The organism is Chamaesiphon sp. OTE_75_metabat_556 (genome assembly GCF_031378165.1).
Classification (GTDB): Bacteria; Cyanobacteriota; Cyanobacteriia; order Cyanobacteriales; family Chamaesiphonaceae; genus Chamaesiphon.
Genome location: NZ_JANNDR010000061.1, coordinates 1 through 14,909, shown reverse-complemented (window position 1 = coordinate 14,909; position 14,909 = coordinate 1). Strand labels below are relative to the sequence as shown.

Below are 14,909 nucleotides of genomic sequence, written 5' to 3'. Positions count from 1 at the left end.
CGGGCAGCCATTGACGCTGATTTATGAAGTATTTTCACCCTATCTTCAGCAATATTTAGGGACGCTTGATCGCGACCAAAAATTAGTCAAGTAGTTCGATTGATATAGTAGTTATTTTTGGACTTGATAATGTAAGAATAGTTCTTGCTCGACTCGATCGGCACTTAACAGTACCAATTTGGGAGCTGTATCAGGACTAAAGCCAGTTCCAGAGACGGGTGAAGGGGCAGCGCTGCCACCATAAATCGTCGGGCAAATGGTTAACCACAACTCATCGATAAAATTAGCAGCAAACAAACTGGCTGCTAGTTCCGAGCCACCTAAAAAACAAATATTTTCAATATTTAATTCTAGTAATTGAGCTTTGACTGCTTCCCAGTCAATATCTCTCCCGTCGGCTGTTTCACAGGTGAGAACTTTACTGAAAAGATCGGGATTTTGCCAATCTTTCGCACCAGTCTTGGTAGTTAATAACCAGCGATCGATCGGTTGAGTAAAAAATGCTAACTGAGGATCGATTTTACCGCTACGTGAAGCTACAATCTGTGGTGGTTGTGCAGGTTGTCCGCGATCGATTCTCGCTTGAATTAACTCTGGTTGTTGCACTAATACAGCACTACCACCATCACCGAGGGTACCACTGCCGACCAAAATCACATCGGCCAAGGCCATCTGCGCTTCTAGATGGGCGTAATCTCGCTTAGAGCCAAATGTTGGTGGCGACTTGGTAACATCGGCAATCTTCCCATCTGCGGTCATCGCGAGCACAAGAGTTGTTTTCATTGATGATTAACGGAGGAAAGGTCTGCGGTGATCAAGGTTGCCAGCAATTGAAGCTACACTCATCGCTGAGTTTAATACAACCGCTTTAAGACATAATCCGTAAGATCGCACAAGGCTTGATGAGCAGCCGAGGGTGCAAAATCAGCTATCTGTGCCAATGCCAACTGGGCATGATGCTTGGCTAGTTCGCGAGACTTGGTAATCCCCTCGCTATTTCTAACTAAACTTAGCGCAGTTGCTAAATCGGCGGTATCTTCAAACTCAGTGGCAATTAAGTCTACTAGTTGTGGATATTCTTGCATTGCATACAGCGTTGGTGCGGTGAGATTACCACTAGCCAAATCCGAACCCGCAGGCTTGCCCAAAACTTCATCTGACGCCGTAAAGTCGAGAATGTCATCCACAATCTGGAATGCTAGTCCTAAATTGCGCCCGTAGAGATAGAGCTGTTCGCATGTCGCTGTCGAGGTGTCGCTGAGTAATCCTGCCGCCTTAGCACTATTTGCCAGTAGGGAAGCGGTTTTGTAATAACTTTTTTCTAAATAGGCTTCGATCGAAAAATCAGTTTCAAATTGATTTAAGCCCTGCTGAATCTCGCCTTCAGCTAAGTCCATAATCACCTGTGAGAGCAGTTTGACTACTTCTAGGTTATCTAAGTTAGCCAGATACCAAGATGACTGGGCAAACAGGAAATCTCCAGCAAGCACAGCGATCCGATTATCGAAGAGGCTATGCACCGTCGGTACGCCCCTGCGGGTTTCAGCGGTATCGACCACATCGTCATGGACGAGACTAGCTGTATGGATCATTTCGGTAATTTCGGCCAGACGTCGGTGGCGGGGGGTAATCTCTGCCCCCGGCATGGTGGCACGGGCGATCAGCAAGACGATCGCCGGACGCAGACGCTTGCCCCCAGCCCCGAATAAATGTTCGGCGGCTGCGTACAAAATTGGGTGACGGGCACCGACAAGATTTTTGAGATTCTCCGTCAAAACTTGGAGGTCAGCTTCAACAGGAGTAAATACGGATTTCACTGAGGTCATCGATCGAGCGGCTCAGAGGTTGAGTTTACGAAAGTTTACATACATTCTAAGCTATTTTTCCTCTAGATAGGGAATTGCTTAGCAGGATCGATTTTCGGGTTTGAGAATCAAGTTAGCAATACATCTATGTTACTGGATTCTGGCCGATATCGATCGGTTTGGAAACTACGGCGGTCGGGAGGGCGATCTGGTGGACGAGCGGTACTGCTGGTAGCCATTGAGTCGCCACCTGCGTGAATTGGGACGGATTACCGCTGACGACAAACTGGGTGGGGCTGGCTGGGTGGTGACTTTGAATGCCGAGGACGTTGAGTTCCTTGGCTGCTGCTGCCACTACCGCTACCGCTGGATTGATGAATTTCACACTCATCGGGACAAATTGCCGGAGGACTGGTTCGAGGTGTGGATAGTGAGTGCAGCCATAGATGAGCGTATCGATCGATTGATCGAGTAATGGTTGAATGTACTCTTGGGCAATGGCTAAAGTCTGGGGATCGTTGATGCGATTAGTTTCGATTAAGGGGACGAATTCTGGGCAAGCAACTTGCCAGACTTGGGCAGTGGGATTCGCCTCTTGAATAGCATGGAGATAGGCATTGCTCTTGACGGTTGCTGGCGTGGCAATGACCCCAATTCTGCGACCCTGAAGCGCAGCGGCTCTAGCTCCAGGTAAAATCACACCGAGAATTGGCAGGTCGTATTCAGCTCTGACCGTTTCTAGTGCCAGTGCCGAACTGGTGTTACAGGCGACGATCGCCATTTTCACGCCCTGCGATACCATCCAATCCAAAGTTTGGCGGGTAAATTGGATAATTTCGGCAGCACTGCGGGTGCCATAAGGAACTCTGGCCGTATCTCCAAAATACAGCACCGATTCATTGGGTAGTTGGCGATAGATTTCTTGCAAGACAGTCAATCCCCCCACACCACTATCAAATACGCCAATTCGGACGATGTCTGCGGAGTGGATCTGCGGGGTCGAAGTGAATCGGTCTTGCATATCGTTAGAAATATCTAGTCAATATAAGTGATTTATCGAAATCAAGATTTATCGAAATTTAGTTACGATCCTTTACATACTGGGCAATTCCCTTGGCAATACCTTCGGCCATCACTCTTTGATACTCAGGATTGCGAAGACGAGCAACTTCTGCTTCGTTAGTCAAATAACCAGTCTCGACTAGAATAGCGGGGATGGTCGATTTGCGCAAGACGAGAAACCGCGCCGACCGCACGCGGCGATCGTTTAAGTAAAAACCATTTTTATTGACAAAGTCCAAAACAGATCTGTGCACTGTCTCCGCAAAGGATTGGCCGATATTGTAGTGATATAGTTCCAAGCCATTGACATCGGGACGATTGTCGATCGAGTTAGCGTGAATGCTGACAAATAAGGTCGCACCAGCATCTCTGGAAATTGAAACCCGTTCGTCTAGGCCAATAAAATTGTCGCCATTCCGCGTCATTTTGACCGCAATCCCCTGTTTTTCGAGGATTTCCGACACTCGCTTGGCGATCGGCATAATCACATCTACTTCGCGCAAACCGCCTAAGCCGATCGCGCCGGGATCTTTACCACCATGCCCGGGATCGAGCATCACCAAGACGCGGCCATTAGTCGGACGCACTTGGGGTGAGGTATCCTGTTTCGGTGTGGGTCGATAGGTCGTTCTGGGTACCGTAATCGGGACTACTTCTGGTGGACGACTGGCAATCCGACTAGTACCAGAAATTGGTTGTAAATACACCCACCTGCTATCGAGGTACTGGCGCACGATGTCGACCTTGACGCCGTCGGCTCGCCGCACGACGATCGAGATGTCGTCGCCTTGAGCCGTTACACTCAGATAGCGTTGGGAATCTCCCGGAACTTGGTAGCCCGCTGCCAATCTAGCATTGGGAATCGTAATCCGATAACTATTGGCCGCGTTATCCCAGACCGTCGTGTACTTGAGCTGAGTTCTACTGAGGCGATCGGCTTGCACCAAGATCCCCGTTCGGGTCGGATCGAGGGCGATATAATTGACGGCAGCTAGTGACGATGTCGTGACGATCGTCCGGGAGCGAGGAACTTGGGCGACGACGATTTGACCATTTTCATTGAAAACGGCGACAGGCCCTACTGGCGCGCCGCGTGAAAAAGATTTGAGCGGTTGGGGAGTGGGCAGTTGTACCGACCACTGCTTGCTGGTACTGGCTTGAATCAGTACTTGCTGGGGATCGATACTGTAGCCAGGATCGAGTTCTAAGACCATCCGCGTCCGATCGAGATCGAATTGACCGACCCGCAGGGATTTGATGCCATTGTTGAGTAATTGAGACGACGTCGGCTGATTGAGCCTGGTATCTGGCAGATCGACGATCAATCTACTGGGGTTAGCCAGCATTTGGGCTTCAGGCTTCACTGCCGAATTAGTGCTAAAGTCAATCCGATTTTCGGTCGCATTAAATTGCCACGACACGATTTCGGCTGCTGTTGCTGGCTGTGATACCGCTACGAAACTAAAAACACTGGGTAATAACCAGTTGTATCTCACAATACTTACTCCTACTGATGGGGACTATCGGGGCGAGTTCGGTCGGGGGGCGAGAGTTGGCAGCGTCGATCCGCGTTCGGGCACTGGAATAGTCACGTACCAATCGATCGGATTTTCGCCGGTAAATTGGACGCGCTTGGGATTGAGGGTATATCCAGGTTGTAGTTCTAATACTAACCTAGTCGTACCACCATCAAATTGACCCACACGTAACGATCTAAAGTTACCCGTTAATTTTTGGGTAATTGTGGACTTGGGAAAACTAATTCCGGGCAGATCGATCACCAATCGCGTGGGATTGAATAGCATGACTGCTTTGGGCTGAACGCCGGCATCAGTCTTAAAATCCAATCTGTTTCTACCCACATCAAATTTCCACGATGCCAATTGACCGGCATCTGCGGGGACAGCTAGCAGACAGAAACTACAGACACTAACGAGTAAAAATTGAAATCTCACTTCACTATATTCCATCCTTAAACAGTGGATTTGCGCTCTGGCGATCGGTAGCTAAGTTAATTGGTGGCTAGCGATGGCAGCAACGATTCGATTCGGGCTGTAATCTTTGTCGATTGATCTCAAGTTAGATTCAAACAATCTAGGATTCGATCCAGAGCACAGGCTCATAACTAATAAATGAGACACTTAGCAGCGATCCTGCTCTAGCCATCAGCCTAGCTAACGCTGGCGTAGCCTTTCCTGTGAAAAATCACTGGCACTCGATCCAAGATGAATTTACATATCATATTGTTTCTGTTTGCTGCGAAAAATTAACATTTTGGGACTCTTTGGTAAAGTACCATGATTTGGGTCTTTTGGGTTCTAAATTAAGCTGCAAGTAGGTCAGACGTCAATACCCAGCGACCGCAGGATTGATCGAGCTAGTTGGCTGACGATCTTTGGATTTGTGGCAGCGATTGTCTGGTCATCTTCGCTTATCCTAGTCGATCGCCAGATCTAGTCCCAAATTTATTGGACTGTTAAATCGAGATAGTAGTTCCAATCTAGCTAGAACGATCGAGTCTAACCAGATAATTCCCGAAATTTGCGCCTAATCAGCAATTTTAGGCACTCGATGTCGATCTCTTGGCAGCTAGCGCGAGTGCAACCAAATTACTGGGTAAATTAAGATTGAGTTCGATTCTATTCGCCACTTTACCTTTAGTTAAGTAGCCGATCGAGCATTCGTATTTGTTAGTGGCGATGGCGATCTTGTCGTTGCCGTTCCGATCCCTAACTTCAGCAACCAGTCTGATCAAGTGACAACATGACCATCAAAAAGAATTCCGGCTGTGGCTGTGGGAGCGTTCCATTCTCATTCGTCCTGTTTGTACTTGGGGTTAGCTATTGGTGGCTAATTTATTTAGGTAATATCCATCAAATTGCCAGACTGCTGCCGCGCTTACCGCTACCGGCGGCGATCTCCAAACTGTTGCCACCCAGTATTCAGCCAGATCGATCGGTACCAACACCAATTGCTACGAATAAACAGATCCCACTCGATCCGCAGACAATTACCAAACAACCCAATCCCACTAAATCGGTAACTACACCCCAAATTTCACCCAGATCGATTGCCCCAACAGCTTGGGATCGAAAAGTCATTAGGGGGATTTATGTGAGTCGCTATCAAATTACCAATAATGCCGATGAGCAGACAATCCGCCAGCGGGTACGCGACTACCACGATCGCGGCATTAATACGATCGTTCATGGGGTCTGGGGGAATGGTTGCACGATGTACGATAGCCAAGTCATGCAACAACTGGTGGGTGCCAAAAGCTGTCCCAATCAATTTCAAGCTAAATGGCTAGAATGGACGATCGATGAAGCGCACCGGCAGGGGATGCAGGTTCATGCTTACTTTGAAAAAGGGATTAAAATCGATAAAAATAGTCCGATTTTCGAGCGGGCTGTAAACAATAAGTGGCTGGTACCGGGAGTCGATCGCACTTACGATCGGGTCGAACATTATGTTTTAGATGTCGAGGTGCCAGCAGTAGCCGATCTTTTCCCCAGAATGCTGGCGGAGTTTGTGACTAAATATCCGACTATCGATGCCGTCCAATGGGATGATTATCTGGGCTATCATGCTGAGCTACCTGGTAACATCAACCGCACGGCTAGTTTGACCAAATTCGTGCGGCAAATGATCTCAGACATGAAAGCCGCCAACCCAAAAGTGAGCTTCGATTTGTGTCACCACAATCCTTACTGGGCGAAACGGTATTTTGCCGCTGATTGGCAACAGTGGCCGGTCGATCGCGTCTTTATTCAAGACTACAACGAAAAAAACTTTCAGCAGGAGTTAGACTATGCGGTTCACTATGCTGGCTTAGCGATTACAGACAATCAATTGCATCGATTGCCTGCATTAATCGCCAACGATCGGATTAAGGGGATCTTGGTCTTCCCGCTGGCTGGTAAGCCTCAAGTCACAGCAGCACAAGTCCAGAAGATCGTCAGGGATAATTCAATACCAAAATAGGTGTCGATCAACCGAGCTGATGATGGTAAATAATAGTGAAGGTATTGTCGCGAAAACCCAATCCAGTAACTATTCGGTCTGATTTTTCTGTAATATAGAAATCGATAACACCAAGATCCCATTGTCTCGATATCGATCGGCATACTTGACAGTGAAGATCGCTGCCCACAATGCCGCAGCTCTAGGAGAAGGATCATAGTGAGCGATTTTCCACAGGAAAGGCCATGCCAAAGCCGATCGGTTTTAAGCGAGTTACTGCGGCAAATGCCGCAACTGAGATCGCACTTGTACTTTAAATCTTCCCTGACGGCGCTCTCCCATGCGATGGAAGATCGAGTGTTAGCTGGAACGGATCGACCATTGCTAATTGCTAGTTTTCAGCAAGAAAAATTTTATCGTCAGGAAGCACATCGGTATCGACGCTTGGGGGAAATTAGCGACCAAGTTTATGTGCTTGCCGCGCCAGATACCGAATTTAGCGATCGCGCCCAGGAATATGAATTAGTACCGTTCGAGCAGACTGATGCCCTCACCTCGGAATGGCACCTGATCGCCATCGGTGCCCAATCCTCAGCTTGCTTGATTTGTCGCGAAAAATTCGTACCGCCATCGGATATCCCCGTGTTGCCAGAAATTGATGCCTCGCGTCGGTTTGAGGGGATCTGGACATTCGATCGCCAAGTCACGATCGCGGCGGCACATATTTTACTCGATCGGATTAAGGGCTACCGTCCCGATTTGGCTGCCAAAATCGCCCAGGCCAAGCAAGAATACCTCGTTGCTGTCCCCACTATCCCCCACGATCATTCGGCCAGTGCCGATGCCTTTGTGCAGCGACTGGTGACATATTTACAAGCACGGCAATATAAATTACTCAAAGCCTACCGATCGATCGAAGAAAAAGAGGAACGCGAACGGTTAGTCAATACGATTACGGGGGCAATTCGCCGATCGCTCAACTCGGCAGATATCCTCCAAGTTGCCGGACAGGAAATCGGCAAAGCCACGGGGGTAAGTCGGTGTCTGATCTACCAATATCGCAAAGACGAGCGCGCCGTGACGATCGCCCATGAATATGTCGCCAATCCTCGCATTGCCTCGCTGGTCGGGAAAAGTTGGAATCTCGCCGATAACCCGATTTTCAAAGCAGTCGTAGCGACTCACGAATCAACATCATTAGCCGAAGTGAGCATTACTAAAACCTGGCAACGTACCCTCACCAAACTCGGCATTACTGATTGGTCGATCGTTCCCGTTTTGCATCAAGATCGGCTCTTGGGCGCGATCGAATTACACCAACACAACCCATCCCCGCTGCCGTGGTCGGACGATACGATTAACCTTGTCGAAGCGATCGCCACCCAAATCGGCAGCACCCTGATTCAAGCCGAATCTTATACCAATTTAGAATATCTCAACCAACAGCTCGAAGCTCTCGATCGCACCCGTGCCAATCTTGTCGCGATTACCGGACACGAACTGCGGACGCCCCTATCGACGATTCAAGTCTGCTTGGAAAGTCTGGCTACCGAACCAGACATGTCCCCCGAACTGCGCCAGGTAATGCTCAATACCGCCCTTGGAGATGCCGAACGGATGCGCAAGCTCGTCCAAGATTTTCTGACGCTCTCCCAACTCGAAAGCGGTCGGATTCAATGGCACCCAGAGCCGTTGTCTCTCGAAGAATGTATCGATCTAGCGTTAAGCGGTCTGAATACCCGCCGCTACAATCGCGATCTACCCAAAATTGTGGTGAATATTCCCGCCGATCTCCCGTTCGTCCGGGCGGATGGAGAATGGTTGGTCGAAGTGCTCACGAAGTTACTCGATAATGCCTGTAAATTTACGACAGGTAAAGATCGGATCGGTATTGAAGCCGCGCGGTTGGACTCGATGCTCGAAGTGACGATCGCCGATACCGGACGTGGGATTGCCCCCGAACTATTGCAGATGGTGTTCGAGCGGTTTTATCAAGCCGAAGGCTCCCTGCGCCGGACGGCGGGCGGCACGGGGCTGGGTTTGGCAATTTGTCGGCAAATTGTCAATGGTTGGGGCGGCGAGATCTGGGCAGAGTCGGCCGGTAAAGATTGCGGCAGTCGCTTTCATTTTACAGTGCCCTCGATTTAACCCAAATTGCCTGGTACTAGCTCGAATAAATCTCCTCAATTTATATACTAATTGTTAACATTTCGATCGCCAGCAATTTAAGACTGTTTAGAGACAGCTAAATTCTCAATTTCTGTCGTAAACTACAAAGTTAATTAGGCTAATTTTTCGCTAGCTAGCGATCGGCCCAATCTAGCTCGATTTTTCCGACCCCGTTTTCATAACCTATGACTACTGCCCAACCCTTGATGTCTCGTTATCTGTGGGCTGCCGATCGGCAAGCAACGTTGATTCCTCCCGATCGATTAGTGGAAGATAGATATCAGGTCATCGCCCCCCAATTATGGCTGGATACCAAGCCGCAAGACCCACCAGACATCTTATTACCGCTCCCCCATCAAGCTTTAGCCTACGCTCATTTATATCGATACAAGCTTCACCTCCCCCAAATTCACGGCTTTTGTTTGATCTCCAGACCCACTGAAACGATCAATATTCCGTTGCTCGAAAACGTGCCGATCGATAGTGAGGGCAAACTCCTCCCCAGTCTAGTGGAAGCTTGGAGTACCGCTACATCCCTCCATCGAGCATATTGGTTGTGGCAAGCGATCGATCTGTGGGCACCGCTAGCTGGCACGGGGATGTTATCGAGCCTGATCGAGATCGAGAATCTCCGCGTCGATGGTTGGTGTCTGCGGTTGTGTGAATTGATTCCCGATCGAACCGCCACCCATGACAAGGTAACGCTGGCCAAACTCGGTACACTGTGGCTGGAAACCCTCCCGCAATCGGACTCAGAGATTGCTGATCGACTGCGTACCATCTTCCTCAAAATGCAGGCCGAACAGGCATCCTTGCGCGATGTTGCCGCCAAACTCAATCAGATCGTCCTCGAACAAGCCGCCCGCTTGTCGCTAGAGTGGCAAATTGCTGGCGGTACCGACACTGGCGCGACCCATCAGCATAATGAAGATTCTTATTACCCTACGTCCCTAGAACTGCCGCAAGATCCCACTGGCGGCAAAATTGCGATTATTTGCGATGGGGTGGCCGGACATGAGGGGGGCGAAGTCGCCAGTCAGATGGCGGTTAACCTGCTCAAAATTCAGACCCAAAATCTCTTTGAAAATCTCCATAACGGTCGAGAAACAGTTTCACCCGAACAGATCTGTAATACAATTGGTGCGATCGTCCGCGTGGTCAACAATACCATTACCGCTCAAAATGAAAGCCAAGGCCGCGAACAGACCCAGCGGATGGGGACGACAATGGTGATGGCGATCCAAGTCAACCAGCCGATTCGCACTGGCAAAGGCTTCGGCAATTCTCATGAGATCTATATCGCCCATGTCGGCGATAGTCGGGCGTACTGGATTACCCCCCACCGCTGTCAATTGCTGACGATCGACGATGATATCGCCACCCGTGAAGTCAAACAAGGCCGAGACATCCCGTGGCATAGTGCCAGCCGACCCGACGCAACGGTACTGACGCAAGCCTTGGGGATCAAGTCTGGTGAGTTACTTCAACCTACCGTACAGCGGTTGATGGCGATCGAAGATGGCGTTCTCTTGCTCTGTTCCGACGGTTTGAGCGATCGCCAGCTTGTCGAAAGCTCTTGGCAAAATTATGCCGATCGGATTCTGCAAACAGATATCCCGCTGACAGAGGCCGTTCAATCTTGGCTGGCATTGGCGCATCGCGAAAATGGCGATGATAATATTTCCTTGATTCTGATGTCTTGTCATGTATCGAAACCAGCTACCAGCAGCAACAGTCTTCAGCTAGTCTCCAGCAGGGCAACGTCACCGCGATCCCAACCAGCCGAATCAGAACGACAGTTAGTGCCAAGATTTAGATTCAATCGGGCGATTAACTTATTCTTATGGCTAACTACCGGGATCGGATTACTAGCAGCAGCAGCGATCGCGCTCACTTTCTTTAATCCAGATTTGCTAGAAAAATGGCAGCAACCAGGATCGCCGTCAGCAGAACTAAATCAGTAATTGCCGTGGGGATCTGCGCCCGAGATCGGTTGTTCGGATGCGCCCTCGATCGACATCAAATTAAATGGAGATCGTCACGATCCAGTTGGCGTAGACTATACCTGCGCACAAATCACTCAGGATCGGCATTGATTCGTTAAAATTGGTAGCAATGGTCACTTTATCTCAAGGTGATAGAGTTAGCTAAAAACTAGATTTAGCGATTTCGATCGAGGAATCGAGCAATAATGATGGATCGCCGTCGTCCAGAGTTAGCAGATAATTGGATCTCATGCATCGAGCTATTTACTGCAAATTTGTGCATACTAACAGTACTGTCCGGCTGACCGATCTCCATCTCATCGACTGACATCACCCAGCATTTACTTTTTTATGTTTAATTTATTTCAGAGAAAGAACAACGCTAAACCTCGAAATATCGCGGTGGGGGATGTTCACGGTCATTTTGATGGGTTGTGTCAGTTAATGAATTTTTGCGAAATATCCGCCCAAGATCGGGTTTATTTTCTGGGTGATGTAATTGATCGGGGTCCCAAAAGTGCCCAAGTCGTCAAATGGATTCGGGAGCACAATTACCCCTGTTTGATGGGCAACCATGAAGTGATGCTCCTCGCCTCATTCAATAATGGCAAGATCGATGAAGCGGCATTGCGGCATTGGATTCCTTCTGGTGGCGACACCACGCTCGAAAGTTATGGCGATGCCGGAATTCCGCAGGAAGATATGGATTGGTTTGCGAGCTTACCATCTTATCTAGATTTGGGCGACACCTTTTTGGTACATGCTGGTGTCGATCCCTTTCGATCGCTCGACAAACAAACTAACGAACAATTTTGTTGGATTAGAGAGAAATTTTTGAGCAATCAGTTTCCCTATTTCCCCGATAAAATCATTATTACCGGACATACGATTACGTTTACGCTCCCAGGTGTCCGGCCTGGTGAAATCGCCCAAGGTCCTGGTTGGCTGAATATTGAAACTGGTGCTTACCACCGTAAGAGTGGTTGGATGACAGCACTAGATATTACGAATGCGATCGCTTATCAAGTCAATGTATTTTCCGGCAAAAAACGCAAGCAACCACTCGAGAAGATTGTCAAGGTTGTCGAGCCAACTAGAGTGAAATTTTGATCGAGTAATCTAGATTTCCCCCGGGCACACTAAAAGTACAATGAGTTCGATCGTTTCTTAAAAACGGCGAGTTGTTAGTAATGATTGCACTCGATCGAGCTCGATCGAGTTATCGACGTTGTTAGTTACTAGTGACTAGTATAACCATCAAAAAAATGGTTCTGTCTATGACAGAACCATTTAATCTCAAAGATATCTAATCGACTTAAAAATTCTAACGGACTACACCAGCTTGCTTAGTCATATCGATCGGTTTAATGAGATACAAGCGGAGTAACTTCACACCCATCGAAGCAATTATTGGTAGATTCTGAATTTTTTTCAGCCACTTAGGTGTTGTAGATTCTGCCGACGCTACTAATTTGAGATAGTCTGCGGCACACTTGTCTAAAAGTTGAAAGAACGCTGGACGATCTACATCTAAAATAATTGGGAATACTCGTCCCGCAGTTTTATTTGTTTCTTGAATGACCTCGATATCAAATTCGCGGCTATTCATCCCCAAAATTCCGTAGAACTTGCTTTCTCGATCGCGCAGATACATCGTCGCAAATACCGCCAACAAGAAGAACCGACACCAGAGTTTTGCTCTCAAGTCATTCAGGAGCTGGGGTTGGGCGCGCATCAAGGCATCGAAGAAATCACCATGACGATTCTCATCTTGACACCAGTTGTCGAAGAAATGGAAGATCGGGTAGATCCGATGTTCGGGATTGGCTTCTAAGTGCTGGAAAATCTTGATATATCGCCAGTAACCAATCTTTTCAGAGAGGTACACTGAGTAGAAGATAAATTTGGGCTTGAAGAAGGTATATTTATGATTTTGAGTCAGAAAGCCCAAATCTAGAGAGAGTCCAAAGTCAGCCATCGCTTTATTGAGGAAGCCAGCATGACGCGCTTCATCCCGCGATAAGAGATTAAAGCCTTCAGCGAGGAGGGGATTCTTATTCTTGAGCTTACGACTGAGTTCTTTGTAGAGCAGAAACCCAGAAAATTCGGAAGTACATGAGCTTTCGAGAAACTCGATAAAGATCTGACGGGTTTCCGTTGGGATATCATCCCAAGAGCGATCGAATCTTTCATCTCTTACGAAATGGCTACGGTTGTAGTCAAGCCGCATTTCTTCGATAATCGCCTCCAACTCTTCTTCATTGACGGAGAGATCCATTTTCGCCATCTCTTCAAAGTCGGTGGTGTAGAACCGAGGTGTGAGGAGGGTTTCTTTGGCGGGACGTTTTACACCCGGTCTGATTTCATCGAATGATGATGGTTTTGAAACGGAAGTTACCATAATATTTTTTTATAGCTAATTCAATCGCGATCGACCCAAGCGACAGCTTAGACATCTCAATCGCGGCTTTAGTGCATTTTACCAAGTCTAGACTGGCTCGGCAGTAGTTTTCTGTTAAGAGTTACAACAGGAGTCGATCTCAGACAATCCAAGGTATCCTAAAAGTCTTCACTCATCCAGATTCTGCCCTGATGTTGCCCAAATACTCTCAGTTGCTTGGATGGTAAAGCCTCGGCTGGTTTCTGCTTTGTCAGAATGGAGTTTGTCAATAGCTGTAATGTCATAGCTTCGATCGAAACCCCTTGCTCGTTCGCTTCCTGCAAGAGATACTGCTCTAATTCTGCTGGTAGGTTCAGGGTTAGTGTCATGAGCTGTTGAAGGGATACACGTCATAATTTTAACATCGTCGATCGATTTGAATTAGACATCTCAATCACAACCACTCAATCAAGAAGTTGGCAATTTAGATAAATAGGCTAGGAGAAACTTGAAACATTTCACCTAGTTTTTTAGCCTGTGATTTACTAATTGCGCGTTTACCATTCACTACTTCGGAGACAATGCCACTGGAGCCAATCACTCCCACTAAATCGGCTTGTCTTTTGCCACTGGTTTCGAGTAGATATTGCAACATTTCAGTTGGAGATTGCGTGATCCAATCATCCATCGGACAAATTTTAGATTCATAGTCTTTGATTAGCATTACAGCTAAGTCATACAGTGCTAGTTCTGCCAGGCTGCGTTCCTTCTTGAATACAAAATATTCTACTACTGCTAAGGTTTGTCGATACTCTTCCTGAGTCTCAATAACTTTAGGCTGATACTTTGTCAGGAGATCGGTATATTGCGATCGGTCAAAAATAAGGGTCATTTTTCCACTTGTCCTTACTATAGTCAGCATGAGTTAGAAAATATTTATAGTAGACTATCTGACGCTCATAATCTATTCCCACTATTAGCCGATAGTTATTTCCCTTAATATTGAAAACGGTAAAATTACCAACGGCTTCAGCATCTTTAAATGCTTGACGGACTGCTTCGAGATTCTGCCACTCAGCTTTTTCAACTGTTTTGAACCAGTTGCTAATCGCTCGATCGGCATCAGGATATTGTGCAGCATCTTCTCGAAGATTAGCAATCGAGATTAAATGCATGAATTTATTGCAGTTATATGCATGTACAACAATTGTCTCTCAAAAAGAGAGGGGGTGTCAAGGGATCGATCGAGATCGCCATGAAATCATTGCCATATTTTATACACTGAGTTACGGTTGAAGTCTAAACAATACTTCAGTACAAGAATTATGACGCAGGATAATCGTGAGAAGGCAACTGATGAAAAATCCCAAGCTGCAGGTTTAGTAGCAGGTGGAGCCGCTGCGGGCGGCGGAGTAGCCGCAGGTGTTGGTGGAATGGGTTTGGTTGGTGGTTTTGGTGGAGTCGCAATTGGTGCGGCTCCGGTTGTAGCTGCTGGTGCAGTTGTTGGCGCGGCTGCATATGGTGCGAAAAAAGCGATTGAGGAAG

At 47.7% G+C, this 14,909-nt stretch carries 14 protein-coding genes; 5 read left to right on the top strand and 9 right to left on the bottom strand.

Features of this window, described 5'->3' with window-relative positions:
• Window positions 1-111 precede the first annotated feature (111 nt).
• The 5 genes from RMO27_RS03175 to RMO27_RS03155 all read right to left on the bottom strand — a co-directional run bounded on the left by RMO27_RS03175 (window position 112) and on the right by RMO27_RS03155 (window position 4,837).
• Window positions 112-783: a RibD family protein gene (locus RMO27_RS03175; RefSeq protein ID WP_309729013.1), complete on the bottom strand. Its 672-nt coding sequence runs from the start codon at window positions 781-783 to the stop codon at window positions 112-114.
• Between the two features lie 71 nt (window positions 784-854).
• On the bottom strand, window positions 855-1,826 hold the full coding sequence (sds, locus tag RMO27_RS03170; protein ID WP_309729011.1) for a solanesyl diphosphate synthase: 972 nt from the start codon (window positions 1,824-1,826) through the stop codon (window positions 855-857).
• A 124-nt stretch (window positions 1,827-1,950) separates the two neighbouring features.
• Window positions 1,951-2,826 (bottom strand): glutamate racemase, encoded by an 876-nt coding sequence (murI, locus tag RMO27_RS03165; RefSeq protein WP_309729009.1) that lies wholly within the window; start codon window positions 2,824-2,826, stop codon window positions 1,951-1,953.
• A gap of 58 nt (window positions 2,827-2,884) precedes the next feature.
• On the bottom strand, window positions 2,885-4,363 hold the full coding sequence (locus tag RMO27_RS03160; RefSeq protein WP_309729007.1) for an N-acetylmuramoyl-L-alanine amidase: 1,479 nt from the start codon (window positions 4,361-4,363) through the stop codon (window positions 2,885-2,887).
• Window positions 4,364-4,387: 24 nt separating this feature from the next.
• Window positions 4,388-4,837: an AMIN domain-containing protein gene (locus RMO27_RS03155; protein WP_309729005.1), complete on the bottom strand. Its 450-nt coding sequence runs from the start codon at window positions 4,835-4,837 to the stop codon at window positions 4,388-4,390.
• A gap of 793 nt (window positions 4,838-5,630) precedes the next feature.
• On the opposite strand from RMO27_RS03155, the gene RMO27_RS03150 reads away from it, so the two are divergent.
• The 4 genes from RMO27_RS03150 to RMO27_RS03135 all read left to right on the top strand — a co-directional run bounded on the left by RMO27_RS03150 (window position 5,631) and on the right by RMO27_RS03135 (window position 12,094).
• The gene (locus RMO27_RS03150; protein WP_309729003.1) at window positions 5,631-6,851 is read left to right on the top strand and encodes a family 10 glycosylhydrolase; all 1,221 of its coding nucleotides are present in this window, start codon (window positions 5,631-5,633) and stop codon (window positions 6,849-6,851) included.
• A gap of 198 nt (window positions 6,852-7,049) precedes the next feature.
• Window positions 7,050-8,978, top strand: a complete 1,929-nt coding sequence (locus RMO27_RS03145) for a DICT sensory domain-containing protein (protein WP_309729002.1) — start codon at window positions 7,050-7,052, stop codon at window positions 8,976-8,978.
• A gap of 206 nt (window positions 8,979-9,184) precedes the next feature.
• Window positions 9,185-10,963: a protein phosphatase 2C domain-containing protein gene (locus tag RMO27_RS03140; protein ID WP_309729000.1), complete on the top strand. Its 1,779-nt coding sequence runs from the start codon at window positions 9,185-9,187 to the stop codon at window positions 10,961-10,963.
• A 372-nt stretch (window positions 10,964-11,335) separates the two neighbouring features.
• On the top strand, window positions 11,336-12,094 hold the full coding sequence (locus tag RMO27_RS03135) for a metallophosphoesterase family protein (protein WP_309728997.1): 759 nt from the start codon (window positions 11,336-11,338) through the stop codon (window positions 12,092-12,094).
• A 214-nt stretch (window positions 12,095-12,308) separates the two neighbouring features.
• On the opposite strand, the gene acsF is transcribed toward RMO27_RS03135, so the two are convergent.
• From acsF to RMO27_RS03115, 4 genes are all read right to left on the bottom strand, one after another.
• Window positions 12,309-13,385, bottom strand: coding sequence for a magnesium-protoporphyrin IX monomethyl ester (oxidative) cyclase (gene acsF / locus RMO27_RS03130; protein WP_309728995.1), 1,077 nt, complete (start codon window positions 13,383-13,385; stop codon window positions 12,309-12,311).
• A 158-nt stretch (window positions 13,386-13,543) separates the two neighbouring features.
• Window positions 13,544-13,753, bottom strand: a complete 210-nt coding sequence (locus RMO27_RS03125) for a hypothetical protein (protein WP_309728991.1) — start codon at window positions 13,751-13,753, stop codon at window positions 13,544-13,546.
• A gap of 95 nt (window positions 13,754-13,848) precedes the next feature.
• Window positions 13,849-14,256 (bottom strand): transcriptional regulator, encoded by a 408-nt coding sequence (locus tag RMO27_RS03120; RefSeq protein WP_309728988.1) that lies wholly within the window; start codon window positions 14,254-14,256, stop codon window positions 13,849-13,851.
• The gene (locus tag RMO27_RS03115) at window positions 14,240-14,539 is read right to left on the bottom strand and encodes a type II toxin-antitoxin system HigB family toxin (protein WP_309728986.1); all 300 of its coding nucleotides are present in this window, start codon (window positions 14,537-14,539) and stop codon (window positions 14,240-14,242) included. Before RMO27_RS03115 ends, RMO27_RS03120 begins: the two co-directional genes overlap by 17 nt.
• Window positions 14,540-14,689: 150 nt before the next feature.
• Between RMO27_RS03115 and RMO27_RS03110 the strand changes: the two genes are divergently transcribed.
• A partial coding sequence (locus RMO27_RS03110; protein ID WP_309728985.1) for a hypothetical protein occupies window positions 14,690-14,909 on the top strand: 220 nt, incomplete at its 3' end.